The following is a 14,148-nucleotide window of genomic DNA, read 5'->3' as shown; positions in this document are numbered from 1 at the left end:
AGGGCTATAAAACCTTAGAAAAAACGCAAAACCGTAAACCGATAGTTAACGTCGTGACATAATTACATTTAATTTTCATCAAGGGCAATGAACTAAAAAGATTCGGCCTCTAAAAATTTAGTGTTTAAGAATTCTATATTATGTACATTATTACACAAAACGATCAGACCAATATCGTTGAAATAAAAAGCGCTTCCCAGGGCGTATATGCTAAAGTATGTCTCAATGACGGTGGCAGTTTGCAAGAATTGACCTTGGATAACGTGCCGCTCATTGTTGATTTGGCGCCGTTAACTTACGACACTACCTATGCTTCTGCGATATTGTTCCCGTTTGCGAATCGAATAAAGGATGGTCAGTATCTTTTTAATGATCAACAATTTCAATTGGATCCAAATCATAAAGAAGAGAATAATGCGCTACATGGATTGGTATATAAAAAAACTTTTTTAGTGACCCACCAATCGGCTGATAAACAGGGCGCGGAACTTATAATGGAATATGATTATCAGGAGGTAGAAGATGGCTTTCCGTTTCCTTTTCTTATTCGATTAAAATATACGTTTACCCAAACTGGCCTGGATATAGATGTTTCGGTTGTAAACACATCGGATACCACCTTTCCATTCACCATAGGATGGCATCCCTATTTTTTAAGCGAAAATCTTAATAATAGTATTCTTAAATTTGAAAGTGAACATAAATTGAATATTGGCCATCGTAATATCGGTCTCGATTTAGAACCCATATCCCCTATTGATTCAGTAGTTTTAAAAAATAAAAACTTGGACGATTGTTGGCAGTTGAAAGGGACCGATGTGGGGTTTGAAACACCAAATTACAAGTTAATTCTGTCCTCGTCCCAAGCCAACAGTTTTTTGCAGGTGTATACGCCGCCAAAAGAACATATGATTGCTATTGAACCAACGACGGGTGTTTCTAATAGCTTTAATAACAACATAGGATTAAAATTTTTAAAGTCTAAGGAAACCTTCGATATTACCTGGACTTTAAAAATTCATACCAACTAAAAACGATACAATGATTGCAAATTTGGTCAAAGAGGTTGAAAACTCTTTTAAAAAACAGTTTAAAACAGATCCTTTAATCGTGTTTTCTCCAGGGAGAATCAATCTCATAGGAGAACACACCGATTATAACGAGGGGTTTGTATTCCCGGCCGCAATTGATAAAGGGATTGCATTGGCCATTCAAAAAAGTGAAGAAGACATCAGTAAAGTTTTTGCCTTGAATAAGGGAGAGCTTTATGAGTTTGCCTTGGATCATATCAAACCTTTGAAAAATGGCGATTGGCGAAACTATATTTTGGGCGTTGTTGCAGAATTACAAGTGCTTGGGAAAGAAATAGGCAACTTTAATGGCGTCTTTTCCGGAAATATTCCCGGTGGTGCAGGCATGTCCTCATCGGCAGCTTTGGAAAATAGTTTTGTATTTGGGATCAATGAGCTCTTCAATCTCGGTCTGACCAAAGAAGAAATGATTTTGGTGTCCCAAAAAGCCGAACACAATTATGCTGGCGTAAAATGTGGTATTATGGATCAATATGCCAGTATGTTTGGCATTAAAGACAGTGCACTGCTTTTGGATTGTAGAACGGTGACTTCCAAACCCTATAAAATCGATTTTAAAGACTACGATCTAATGCTCATAAACACCAATGTCAAACATGATTTGGCAGAGACCGCCTATAACGACCGTCGTGAAGTTTGTGAAAAAGTTTCCGAATTGCTTGGAGTTGTCGCTTTAAGAGATGCATCTACATCCGATTTAGAGAAAATAAAACATGATATTTCTGAAGAAGATTATCAAAAGGCCTTGTACGTCATTGAAGAAAACAATCGTGTAAAGAAGTTTGCGGCAGCCATTGAAAAAGATGACTTGGGTACTTTGGGGAGTTTACTCTTTCAATCACATGATGGGCTGAGCGTTCAATACCTAGTGAGCTGTACTGAGCTCGATTTTTTGGTGACCCAAGCACAGGGGAGTTCTGATGTTATTGGTGCTCGGATGATGGGTGGAGGCTTTGGCGGTTGTACCATAAACTTGGTGAGAAAAAGTGGCATGGAGGCGTTCAAAAAGGAAGTCTCCAAAAATTTTAAAGATGAATTTGGAAGAGCCTGCTCTATTTATGAAGTGAAACTTTCTCAGGGCACACATTTGGTAAATTGACTAAAGAATAAAGAATAAAGAGCAAAGAACCAAGACTCATCAATTGATAGAAAAACAGGTGTTTTCAGCCTTAAGAAAGTTGAATGATCTTTTAATTTTTTAAATGCATTACTATTTGAAGCGGAGACCTGCGATTGAAAAGGGAAAATTAAATAACAGAAAATATCATGGACAAGAATTTACAAGACTATTCACATAAACGCTACAATATCCTTACTGGCGAATGGGTATTGGTGTCGCCTCATCGAGCAAAACGGCCATGGCAGGGACAGAACGAAGCTGTTTCCGATGAGGAACGCCCTGCGCACGATCCAAGTTGTTATTTATGTGCGGGCAACACCAGAATTAATGGAGAGCAGAATCCTGATTATAAGGATGTCTTTATTTTCACCAATGATTTTGCTGCATTACAGACTACGTCACCTGCATTTTCCGTAAATGAAGGGTTATTTATAGCAGAAAGTGAGCAAGGCATTTGCAAAGTCGTTTGTTTTAGTCCTGACCACTCAAAGAGTTTGGCAGATATGGCCGTGGAGGACATCAACAAAGTGGTTAAAGCATGGCAAAAAGAATACCTTTTGTTAGGGTCCAGTGAGCTCATCAATTATGTGCAGATATTTGAAAATAAAGGCGCCGTCATGGGTTGCAGTAACCCCCATCCACATGGGCAAATATGGAGTCAATCAACGTTGCCTAATGAGGTTGAGAAGAAAGATCAGCATCAGCAGGCCTATTACAGCAAGAATAAAAGCAGTCTCTTGGGAGATTATCTAAAACAAGAGTTGAAAGCAAATGAGCGTATTATTTATCAAAACGATGATTTTGTGGTACTCACGCCATTTTGGGCCGTTTGGCCTTTTGAAACCATGATTGCACCTAAAAAGAATTACAAGGATATTTCAGAACTTTCAGATGATGAAAGTTTGGCTTTTGCCGAAGCCATTTCGAAAATCACCAAAGCTTATGATAAGCTGTTTCAGACCTCATTTCCTTATTCGAGTGGGATCCATCAAGCGCCAACCAACGGCGCGTCTAATGAACATTGGCATTGGCATATGAGTTTTTATCCGCCATTGCTTAGAAGCGCCACGGTAAAGAAATTCATGGTAGGGTATGAGATGTTTGGTTCCCCACAAAGGGATATTACGGCAGAGCAGGCGGTTGAACGACTTAAAGCATTAATATCTTAACCCTGTCACCAAATCTGCAAATCCCGTCGCAGGCTTCCAGTCGGATTCTGGTTCAAAATAACGCCATAGATAGGCCGAAATAAGTCTTTGCAGTTGCCAGGCTTTATTGTCGAAGCCCCAGGATTCATCGGTGTTGTTTTTAGTGGCGATATAGAATACATAATCACCACTTGGCGCATTGACCATGACCACTTCCGATCGTGACTTATTCACCATGCCCTGTTTGGCAGCGGTTTGTACATAAGGTGGAATTTGCGAAAGCGAATAATCCGTGTAGAAAGAATTCGACATAATGCGGTACATTTCATCGCTCGATGCAGCATCGACCAAAGTCCTGTTTCTCATTTTTATCAGTAATGAGGCCATTTCTCGCGGTGTGGTCTGTCCCCATCCATATGCTTCCCAATCTTTGGTTCTGCCTTCCGTACGGCTGTTGACCCTAGTATGAGCCAAGCCTAGATCTGCCATCGTTTCGTTGATGGCTTCACCGCCACCCACAAGTTCCTGACACCAAAGTGAAGTCGTGTTATCGCTCATGGTGATCATCAATGAGGCCAAGGTGCGAAGGTCCGTAACGGTACTGTCCTTATAAAACTGCATTAAACCAGAACCACCATATTTTCTTTTCGCATCATAAACCAAGGTGTCCTTAAGATGTAATTTGCCCGCTTTGATCTGTTTGAATACTTCAATCAAAATAGGGACCTTCACAACACTGGCCGTTGGAAAAATGGTATCGGCATTGACTCCGGCTTCTTGATTGGTTTTAAGATTATAGACGTAAATACCCACATCACCTTCAAAATCTTTTGCAAGGTCTTGAAGTCCTTTTTCCAATGTTTTATCGGTCTGTTGGGCCATTAGCATGAGATTGCACGAAAAAAGGAAAAACAGACTACACAGGGTTATTCTTTTCATAAGCACTAAGTGTTGTTTAAAAAGGTCATAATTTACAAAATTTTATAATCACTCTTTTGCTTTGATGAATTTCGGGTTGATATAAAGTTTTCCGTCTTTTAATTTTTGCCAATAAATTTTCATATCGGCATTTATTTCGGGAGCCATAATGTATAATCCTATGATATTCGGGAATGACATGGCAAGGATCATCATATCGGCGAAACTAAGAACGGCTCCTAAACTAACGGAAGCTCCCAAAACGACGAAAACGAGATACATGATTTTATATACCAATTCCAATTTCTTGCTTCTTCCGAAGAGGTAGCTCCAAGAACGCATGCCGTAATACGACCAGGACACCATGGTGGAAAAGGCAAATAAAACCACGGCCACCGCCAGTACGGCTGGAAACCAAGAAACAACCGTTCCGAAGGCATCGGCAGTAAGTTCTACACCGCCCATGCCGCTATTGATTTCATGTTTGCCGGTAAAAATCAATACGAGGGCAGTCATGGTACAGACTAGCATGGTGTCAATAAGTGGTTCAATCAAAGAAGTAAAGCCATCGGCAACAGGGTGGTTGGTCTTGGAGGCACTGTGGGCAATTGCCGCCGAACCTACTCCCGCTTCACTTGAAAATGCAGCACGTTGTAAACCGATGATGAGCACCCCGATAAATCCGCCTTTCATGGCTTGGGCAGAAAAAGCGCCATCGAAAATGGCTACAAACGCACCTCCAAGAAATTCGATATTATAGCCAATCACCACCAAACAGCCCACCACGTAAAAGATGGCCATCACAGGAACTACTTTTGCGGTTACATTGGCAATACTTTTAATGCCGCCAATAATCACGGCACCAACCAAAATTGCAAATAGAATTCCGAACCAAAACCCTTGACCTTGTAAAACGGGAATCTGCTCTGATACGATTTTAAAAGCTTGATTTGACTGCAACATATTGCCACCGCCAAATGAGGCGCCTACCCCAAGTACGGCAAATAGGATCGCTAAGAATTTCCCTAAACGCTTAAGGTTTTTCTTTTCAAGACCGTAGCGCAAATAGTTCATGGGGCCGCCAAATATGCGGCCTTCGTCATCAATAAACCGATACTTGACACCCAAGGTACATTCGGCAAACTTTAAGGACATGCCAAAAAAACCGGCGAGAAACATCCAGAACGTTGCTCCCGCACCTCCAAGGGAAATGGCCACGGCAACTCCAGCAATATTTCCCAATCCCACCGTAGCTGATACTGCGGTGGCCATGGCTTGAAAATGCGTAATCGTGCCAGGAGCATCCGGATCGTCATACTTTCCTCTTGCCAAATTCAAGGAATGTCTAAAACCACGAATATTCACAAACTTTAAGCGTAACGTAAAGAATATGCTGCCCAAAATAAGCCAGACGACAATGAAAGGAATCGTACTGGTTTTTATATCGCCGTTGGGATGTAAAAGGAGTTGTGGGGTTTGAAAGTTGATTGTGGCCAAAAGTGGGATCCTGTAGGAACCAGGTTTAGGTTTTCTTGAAATCACAGTATCTTCTTCAATGACATGTTCTAAAATGCCAGCATCTGGAGCATAGACCGACAATTCTACGTTTTGATGGTTGACCAACAAGGCAATTTTCTCGCCTTTTTTTACTTGGCTCCCATCGGTAACCAGCCATTTTTTCAAATGGTATTCTCCTTCGCTGGATGGATCCTGTAGCGGAAGCTGAATGTTGGTATGTGAAGTATAAACTACCGGATCATATATTCCTAGGGAGGCAAAAGCATCCCAAAACAGGACGGCACCCAGCACATCTACTGCTGGTTGTACGCTACTATTGAAAATCTCGGTAATTGATTTTGCAGGAATGGTGAAGTGCTTTGTAACCGTGTTCCCATTGGCATCGGTAATGGTCACCGCATGTTCCATACCTTCAATTAATCCATAAGATTCTGAAGAATCTAAGGCCGTATTTATATTACTCCATTTGTATCGATAGGGTGGAAGCCCACCTTCTACCGCTACTTTCGCCACACCATTATTAATTTCGGAAGAAGGGTTGATAAGTTCTAATTGTACGGTCATTTTGCCGTCAGGTTGAACTTGAGCTATGGCATTTGTAACGTTAATCAGTAAGAGCGTCAAAAGGGCAAAGAGCCTGTGTTTTATCTTCAAAATCAGTAAGGTTTTTCAGTTTGTATCGTGAAAAACACAATTTAGTGATAAGCAGAAGTCCTCCCAAGATATTCGAGGTGTTTTTTTGAAATTTAGTAAACCAACGATTCGATAAAAGTAGTTTAAGCGATTTTTTTGTGAATGAAATAAAAGCTGTCTTATCACAAATACTTAAAAGACCTCTCAAGAAAATCTGAGAGACAAAAAGGAAGTCATTTGACAAAGTAATTTTAGCTATCAGACCTGTAGCAAGCCATTAATTATAGAGACCTATATTACATTTTATTTTTAAAAAATATAATTATTCGGAAATCACTTTTACTTGAGTTTTGCCATCTTCGTTTGGGATTTCAGAAACTAAAAAGACGGATTTATCTTTTTTAAATTCGGAAAACTCGAAATTCTCAAGTCCGGTGTAGGTATAACCTTGTGAAACCAGTTTGTCTTTAATTTCTTGAACCTTATAATTTTTTGCAAGAGATACGTCTAATTCATTGGACGTATCGTTTGATGACATCACTGTAATGACAATCGTGTTGTCCAAATCGTGCTTGTAAGTTCTGCCGTAAGTGTTTTGCAGATTGTCTTTATTGTTTCTGATCTTTTCAAATCCGTAATAGTCGATCATATACTTATCTGAGGAAGCGAAAGATTTAGTTGTTAGATTTTCCAAAAGTACGATATCCAAATCCTGGGACAGCGCAATATTGGATAAAGAAAGACATAAGGCTAAGGTGAGGAGTTTTTTCATGAGGATTGTTTTTGATTGAATATGACGATTGAAGGTGCAAATTAAGAAAAATTGATGATGTTTTAGACTAAGGTGTTGAAATTTACGGCGTTATCAGATTTTGATAAAATGAGAAATAAAAAAAGGCTCCAACATTTCTGTTGAAGCCTTTGCAGTACTCAAGGCGGGAATCGAACCCGCACTCCGAAGAACTGGATTTTGAATCCAGCGCGTCTACCAATTCCGCCACTTGAGCAAAGAAGTACTAAATTGGACTGCAAAATTATAAAATATTTTTCTACAAACAACTAAAATATCTTTCTTTTATACTTTTTCTGTCCAATTAAATTCTTAAATTTGCAGCCTGTTAAAGAAAACGGGGATTAACTCGTTATAAAACACTCTATTACAATGCCTAATTTTGTTACGGAAGCCAAGATTTTTGCGTGTTCACAGAGCACAGAACTTGCTGAGAAAATTGCAGCCACTTTTGGTGCGCCTTTAGGTAAGGTCATTACGTCTACCTATAGTGATGGGGAGTTTCAGCCGTCTTATGAAGAATCGATAAGAGGAACGCGAATTTTTATCATTGGATCTACGCATCCGGGCCCTAAAAATTTAATGGAAATGTTATTGATGATTGACGCCGCAAAGCGCGCATCAGCAAGACATATCACAGCTGTTCTACCTTACTTTGGTTGGGCAAGACAGGATAGAAAGGATAAGCCGAGAGTACCAATTGCCGCAAAACTTGTGGCAAAAATGCTGGAAGCAGCAGGAGCAACCCGAATCATCACTATGGATTTGCACGCTGATCAAATTCAAGGTTTTTTTGAAAAACCAGTAGATCATTTATATGCATCTACGGTGTTTTTACCTTATTTGAGAAGTTTGAATCTTGAGAATTTGACCATTGCTTCACCTGATATGGGTGGTTCAAAACGAGCCTATGCCTATTCTAAAACAATGGAAAGTGATGTGGTCATCTGTTACAAACAACGTGAAAAGGCCAATGTCATTTCGCATATGGAACTGATTGGCGATGTTAAAGGTAAAAATGTGGTATTGGTAGATGATATGGTCGATACCGCAGGGACGCTGACCAAAGCTGCCGATTTGATGATGGAGCGTGGAGCATTGAGCGTAAGAGCTATTTGTACACATCCTATTTTATCTGGAAATGCTTATGAGCGTTTGGAAAATTCCAAATTGGAAGAGTTGATCGTTACTGATTCCATTCCTTTAAGACAAAAAAGTGACAAGATTAGAGTGCTCAGTTGTGCCGATTTGTTTGCTGGTGTGATGCATAACGTCCATTATAACAAATCTATAAGTTCTAAATTTTTAATGTAGATTTCGACGGCTCAACTTACAACGAGCAATTAACTAAGAGTAATAATTAATAATAAATAAATTTTAAATGAAAACGGCTTGGAGCAAAACACTTCGTTTTATTTCAAAAAAGTTTCCATAATACCATTAAATAACAATAAATAAACAATAAATAAACAATTATGAAATCAATTACAATCAACGGATCTAAAAGAGAAAGCGTGGGCAAGAAGTCAACAAGAGCCTTACGTAATGCTGGTCAGGTTCCTTGCGTATTATACGGAGGAGACAAACCAGTGCATTTCTCAGCACCTGAATTGGCTTTCTCTAAACTGGTTTATACGCCTAATGCGCATACAGTTGTGATTGCCTTAGAAAACGGAACGTCTTTTAACGCTATTATGCAAGACATCCAATTTCATCCAGTATCTGACAGAATACTGCACATCGACTTTTATAAGTTATATGAAGACAAAGAAATCATGATGGAAATTCCTGTGCATGTTATTGGAACTTCAAAAGGTGTGTTAAATGGTGGGGTATTACAGAGAAATCAACGTAAACTTAGAATTAAAGCTATCCCAGCAAATCTACCTGATTTTATAGAGGTTGATATTACACCTTTAAAAATTGGAAGTAAACTATACATTACCGAATTGGAAAACCCTAATTACAAATTCTTACACCCAGACAATACTGTGGTATGTCAAGTTAGACGTTCTAGAGCAAGTATTGCTGAGTTTGAAGAAGAGCTTGAAGAAGAGCTTGAAGAAGGTGCAGAAGGAGCTGAGGCAGCTGCTGAAGGCGCTGAAACACCAGCAGAAGGTCAAGAGTAAGGTACATCTTATTTTGCGATAAATTTAAAAGCATTCTGTTTATTCAGGATGCTTTTTTTTAGTGAAACCCATATTCCAAAAGCCGAAGGCGCATTGGAATATGTTGGTTGAACTAATCCCGCCCTTTCGGCGGGATCTCTAGGTTCTATGCTATTATTTAAGTTTTAAAAAGCCGAAGGCGCATTGAGTTTTGATAGCTGTTCTTAAACATGGTTCCATTCTTTAGAATGCTGCTTGATTAGCGGGATTTCCGTACATACTTTTCATAACCGCTCATGGGATTGATGTTTAATTGTAGGTCCAAATGCCTTTAATTTTTTGATTTTTGATGATTGTTTTCTAAATTTTTATCAAAAAAGGTTATTTTTCACTTTGATAAACATGTTTTAAAAAGCTTACATGTTCAGTTTTTTACACAAATTTTTTAAATCTTCAAAAAGCGTAACCCCAGTTGAAGAAATTGCTATGAAAAAATATCTCATTGTAGGTTTAGGTAATATTGGTAGTGAGTATGCCAATACGCGCCATAATATTGGTTTTAGGATCTTAGATCATTTGGCGAAAAAGGAAGGTCTGAATTTTGAGACCCAAAAATTGGGAGATATTGCCGTTTATAAGTTTAAAGGACGACAGTTTATTTTATTAAAACCCAGTACTTATATGAATTTGAGTGGCAAAGCCATCGTTTATTGGATGAACAAAGAAAACATACCGCTCGAAAACTTATTGGTAATCACCGATGATTTGAACTTGCCTTTCGGCACCATTCGACTGAAGACCAAGGGAAGTGACGGCGGACACAACGGATTAAAGGATACTCAAGACAAATTGCAAACCACCAATTATAACCGCTTTAGGTTTGGTATTAGTGATGCTTTCAGTAAAGGCAGACAGGTGGATTATGTGTTGGGCGAATGGTCGCCAGAAGAAGAAGCGAAATTGCCAGAACGCTTGGACAAATCCTTTGAACTCATAAAATCCTTTGGGACTGCTGGGGTAAATATTACCATGAACACGTTTAATGGCCAGTAGAATAAGCTGGATTTAAATACTATGCCTAACATCTCTTACGCTCTACTTTTTTTGGTGTTCATTTTGATAAGAGGTTTTATCAAACGTGTTTTTAAAAACTTAACGATTACGAAACATTAAGTTAACATTGAAATCAGTTCTTTGCTAGCAAAGAACTGATAGAAATGACATTTCGACCTACACTTTTGGTTTTGTTTTTTATTGCGTTTTCAATGGTCCATGCCCAGGAGATCAAGGCTCCCAAGTTTGGCGATGGTATTCTTAATCTCAAGGGAAAGGATAGTACCTGGTCCATGAAAGTTGGTATGCAACTACAATTTCAGACATTTGCCCAATGGGACGAAGATTCGAGTTTTTCGGATGCGGAGACCAATTTCTTGATCAGAAGGGCGCGCCTTAAGTTTGATGGTTTTGTTTATTCTCCCAAATTAACTTATAAAATAGCCATAGGTCTTTCTAATAGAGATATATCTGGGGCTTCAAAATATACCTCCAATGCACCGCGCTACATTCTGGATGCGGTTATAAAATGGAATTTTTATGAAAACTTCGAATTATGGTTCGGACAAACAAAACTTCCTGGAAATAGGGACGACCTCATTTCTTCAGGAAGTCTTCAGTTGGTTGATCGATCCCTTTTGAACACTAATTATGGCTTAGAACGGGATCTCGGAATTCAATTTAGACACCATTTTCAACTTTCAGATGAATTCATTATTAAAGAGGCATTTGCCATTTCGCAAGGCGAAGGACGTAATATTACCTCATGGAACATTGGCGGATTTCAATACACATCGCGATTGGAGCTTCTTCCTTTTGGCGATTTTATAAAGAAAGGAGATTATGTGGGAGGTGATATCTATAGAGAGCACGCTCCTAAATTTGCCATAGGGGCCTCTTATGATTTCAATCACAATGCGGTAAAGACCCAAAGTAATCGCGGTTCTTATATGATTACCGATACCGGTTTTTATGAAACAAATATCTCAACATTATTTATTGATGCCATGTTTAAATATCGAGGCTTCTCATTGATGGCTGAATATGCTGATAGAACTGCTGATGATCCATTGGCAAAGAATTCAGATGGTTCTCTTACCGGTGATATCGTTAAAATAGGAAGTGGTTTGAATTTTCAGGCGGGTTATATCCTTAAAAACAATTGGGAAGTATCTGGAAGATTTACAAATATTGATTTTGATAAAAGCATCACGTTAAAAGACCTCCAAAACCAGTATACTATAGGGGTTTCAAAATATATCCTAGATCATAAATTAAAAGTCCAATCTGATGTGAGTTACTTAGCAATGAACCTATCAAATGACGAATTACTGTGGCGGTTGCAATTTGCCGTTCACTTTTAAGAAATAACATTGCGGTAACATTCCCTTCAAAAACTGTAGGGATATTTGCAAACTATTTTAAACTAAATTATGGACAACATTTATTTATACATGATCATTGCCTTAGCCATTTTAGCGGTTGCTGATTTGGTAGTCGGTGTCAGCAATGATGCCGTTAACTTTTTAAACTCCGCAATGGGTTCAAAAGCTGTTTCCTTTAGGACACTCATGATTGTTGCGAGTCTTGGAATTGGGATTGGCGCTATATTTTCAAGTGGTATGATGGAAATCGCCCGGAGTGGGATTTTTCATCCTGATCAATTTATGTTCAGTGAAATCATGATTATTTTTATGGCGGTCATGCTCACTGATATTTTACTGTTAGATTTTTTTAACTCTATTGGACTGCCAACTTCTACCACGGTTTCCATTGTCTTCGAGTTGCTTGGAGCAGCGGTTGCAATGACTTTGATTAAAATCAGTCATGATGGTGGTGGATATATGGCTGTTTTCGACTATATCAATACAGATAAAGTATCTGAAATTATCTTTGGGATATTGCTTTCAGTTGTTGTGGCTTTTTCTATTGGTGCTTTTGTACAGTGGGTAGCCAGACTATTGCTTTCTTACGATTTTGAAAAGAAAGCCAATTGGGTTGGTGCTCTGTTTGGAGGTATCGCATTGACTTCGATAACCTATTTCATCTTTATCAAAGGTATAGGCGGAACTAACTTTGCCAACATAAGCTATGAACTCATTGGCAATGTAACCATAAAGGAGTTTTTAGAGCAACAAGTATTATATATTGTTGCCATTAGTCTCTTATTTTGGATATTGCTGTCCTATGCTGTGATAGAATTTTTGAAGACCAACATTTATAAATTGGTCATTTTGGTCGGTACATTTGCATTGGCCTTAGCCTTTGCAGGGAATGATTTGGTCAACTTTATCGGCCCTACCATTGGTGCATTCCAGGCCTATTCTGATTTTATGGATCCGGCAGTGAATACCATGGGCCTCTCTGCTTCAGAATTTTCCATGGCAAGTTTGGGTGAGGCGGCTTCAACACCTACATTATTGCTGCTCTTGGCAGGTGTGGTCATGGTAGTGACGCTTTGGTTTTCTTCAAAAGCTAAAAACGTGGTAAAGACGTCAATTGATCTCTCAAGTCAAGGAGAGACTAAAGAGAGGTTTCAGCCCAACTTTTTGTCAAGAATTTTTGTTAGAGTGGCCATAGGATTGTCTCAAATGTCCTCATATATACTCCCAAAGTCTTGGGAAGCTAAGATTGACAAGCAATTTGAACCTCCTGTCATTAAATTGGCAAGGGATAAAGTACACGAATTGCCCTCGTTTGATTTGGTAAGGGCTGCCGTAAACCTCATGGTTGCTGCTGTGTTGATTGCCATCGCCACCTCTTGGAAACTGCCTTTGTCCACAACCTACGTGACCTTCATGGTGGCTATGGGATCCTCTTTGGCGGATAGGGCTTGGGGTGCAGAAAGTGCTGTTTATAGAGTGGCGGGAGTCATCAATGTCATTGGTGGCTGGTTCTTTACCGCAATCAGTGCCTTCGTTTCAGCGGCTTTAGTGGCTTACTTACTAAATTTGAACATCAAGATCATGTTCCCTATATTATTGTTGGTGGCTTTTGGACTGCTCATTAAGAGTTCTATTGCCCATAGCGAAAAATTGAAGGAAACTAAGGCTGAAGATCGTTTGAATAAAACCGAAAGCAGCTCAGTACAAGGAGTTATCCACGAAAGTGCCAAGAATATTGCCAATGTTGTGAAACGCGGAAATAGAATTTATACGAATGCTATCAACGGACTCGCTTTGCAGGATCTTTCCTTATTGAAGAAAAACAAAAAGCAGGTAAGAAAACTATCGGAGGAGGTAGAAGAACTGCGTGATAATATTTTCTATTTTATTAAAAACCTGGACGATTCAAGTGTGGGTGCCAGTAATTTTTATATCAATATTTTGGGCTTCTTACAGGATATGACCCAGTCTTTGGAGTACATTTCAAAAGTGAGCCATAAACACATCCACAACAACCATAAAAAATTAAAGTTCAGTCAGATCAAAGAGCTCAAGGAAGTGGATGAACGATTTGAGCGCTTGTTCAATAACACAAGAAATGCCTTTGAATCGCATTCGTTTGAGGAAATTGGGATTATTCTCGGAAGAAAAAAGGAAATTGTATCTCTGGTTACAGATAAGATCCAAAAACAGGTAGAACGTACCCGTACAGAAGAATCAAGCCCAAAAAACACGACCTTATACTTCAGTATTTTGTTGGAGACAAAAGACTTGTTAACAGCAACCATGAATCTTTTGGAAGAGTATTACCATGCACATGATAGTTCTGTAAAACCTATTCCATTTCCTGAAAAGCATAAGAAATAGGAGAGAACTTCACTGTT

At 39.0% G+C, this 14,148-nt stretch carries 11 protein-coding genes and 1 tRNA gene; 8 read left to right on the top strand and 4 right to left on the bottom strand.

Annotated elements, in window-relative coordinates; all coding sequences use genetic code 11:
- Positions 1-140 precede the first annotated feature (140 nt).
- From G6N06_RS08780 to G6N06_RS08770, 3 genes are all read left to right on the top strand, one after another.
- Positions 141-1,031: an aldose 1-epimerase gene (locus G6N06_RS08780; RefSeq protein ID WP_163515975.1), complete on the top strand. Its 891-nt coding sequence runs from the start codon at positions 141-143 to the stop codon at positions 1,029-1,031.
- Between the two features lie 10 nt (positions 1,032-1,041).
- The gene (gene galK / locus G6N06_RS08775) at positions 1,042-2,190 is read left to right on the top strand and encodes a galactokinase (RefSeq protein WP_163515973.1); all 1,149 of its coding nucleotides are present in this window, start codon (positions 1,042-1,044) and stop codon (positions 2,188-2,190) included.
- 167 nt (positions 2,191-2,357) lie between these two features.
- Positions 2,358-3,380 carry a UDP-glucose--hexose-1-phosphate uridylyltransferase gene (locus G6N06_RS08770; RefSeq protein ID WP_163515971.1) on the top strand — a complete coding sequence of 341 codons (1,023 nt, stop codon included), beginning with the start codon at positions 2,358-2,360 and terminating at the stop codon, positions 3,378-3,380.
- Here G6N06_RS08770 and G6N06_RS08765 read toward each other — a convergent pair.
- From G6N06_RS08765 to G6N06_RS08750, 4 genes are all read right to left on the bottom strand, one after another.
- Positions 3,369-4,298: a serine hydrolase gene (locus G6N06_RS08765; RefSeq protein ID WP_163515969.1), complete on the bottom strand. Its 930-nt coding sequence runs from the start codon at positions 4,296-4,298 to the stop codon at positions 3,369-3,371. The two genes, G6N06_RS08770 and G6N06_RS08765, sit on opposite strands and share 12 nt — an antisense overlap.
- A gap of 48 nt (positions 4,299-4,346) precedes the next feature.
- The gene (locus tag G6N06_RS08760; protein WP_163516200.1) at positions 4,347-6,359 is read right to left on the bottom strand and encodes an alanine/glycine:cation symporter family protein; all 2,013 of its coding nucleotides are present in this window, start codon (positions 6,357-6,359) and stop codon (positions 4,347-4,349) included.
- A gap of 391 nt (positions 6,360-6,750) precedes the next feature.
- On the bottom strand, positions 6,751-7,200 hold the full coding sequence (locus G6N06_RS08755) for a hypothetical protein (protein ID WP_163515967.1): 450 nt from the start codon (positions 7,198-7,200) through the stop codon (positions 6,751-6,753).
- A gap of 155 nt (positions 7,201-7,355) precedes the next feature.
- Positions 7,356-7,435 (bottom strand) — tRNA-Leu (locus tag G6N06_RS08750).
- A gap of 155 nt (positions 7,436-7,590) precedes the next feature.
- Between G6N06_RS08750 and G6N06_RS08745 the strand changes: the two genes are divergently transcribed.
- From G6N06_RS08745 to G6N06_RS08725, 5 genes are all read left to right on the top strand, one after another.
- A complete protein-coding gene (locus tag G6N06_RS08745; RefSeq protein ID WP_163515964.1) occupies positions 7,591-8,532 on the top strand; it encodes a ribose-phosphate pyrophosphokinase in 942 nt (313 codons plus the stop codon).
- Between the two features lie 161 nt (positions 8,533-8,693).
- On the top strand, positions 8,694-9,347 hold the full coding sequence (locus G6N06_RS08740) for a 50S ribosomal protein L25/general stress protein Ctc (protein ID WP_163515963.1): 654 nt from the start codon (positions 8,694-8,696) through the stop codon (positions 9,345-9,347).
- Positions 9,348-9,746: 399 nt separating this feature from the next.
- The gene (pth, locus tag G6N06_RS08735) at positions 9,747-10,379 is read left to right on the top strand and encodes an aminoacyl-tRNA hydrolase (protein ID WP_163515961.1); all 633 of its coding nucleotides are present in this window, start codon (positions 9,747-9,749) and stop codon (positions 10,377-10,379) included.
- Positions 10,380-10,543: 164 nt separating this feature from the next.
- Complete coding sequence (locus G6N06_RS08730) at positions 10,544-11,743, top strand: porin (RefSeq protein ID WP_163515959.1); 1,200 nt, start codon at positions 10,544-10,546, stop codon at positions 11,741-11,743.
- A 69-nt stretch (positions 11,744-11,812) separates the two neighbouring features.
- Positions 11,813-14,131 carry an inorganic phosphate transporter gene (locus G6N06_RS08725; protein WP_163515957.1) on the top strand — a complete coding sequence of 773 codons (2,319 nt, stop codon included), beginning with the start codon at positions 11,813-11,815 and terminating at the stop codon, positions 14,129-14,131.
- Positions 14,132-14,148: the final 17 nt, after the last annotated feature.

Origin of the sequence: Gelidibacter japonicus (genome assembly GCF_010725055.1) — a bacterium.
In the GTDB taxonomy this organism is placed as follows: Bacteria; Bacteroidota; Bacteroidia; order Flavobacteriales; family Flavobacteriaceae; genus Gelidibacter; species Gelidibacter japonicus.
The sequence above is the reverse complement of the archived record's forward strand: the minus strand, read 5'-3'. Positions and strand labels throughout refer to the sequence as shown.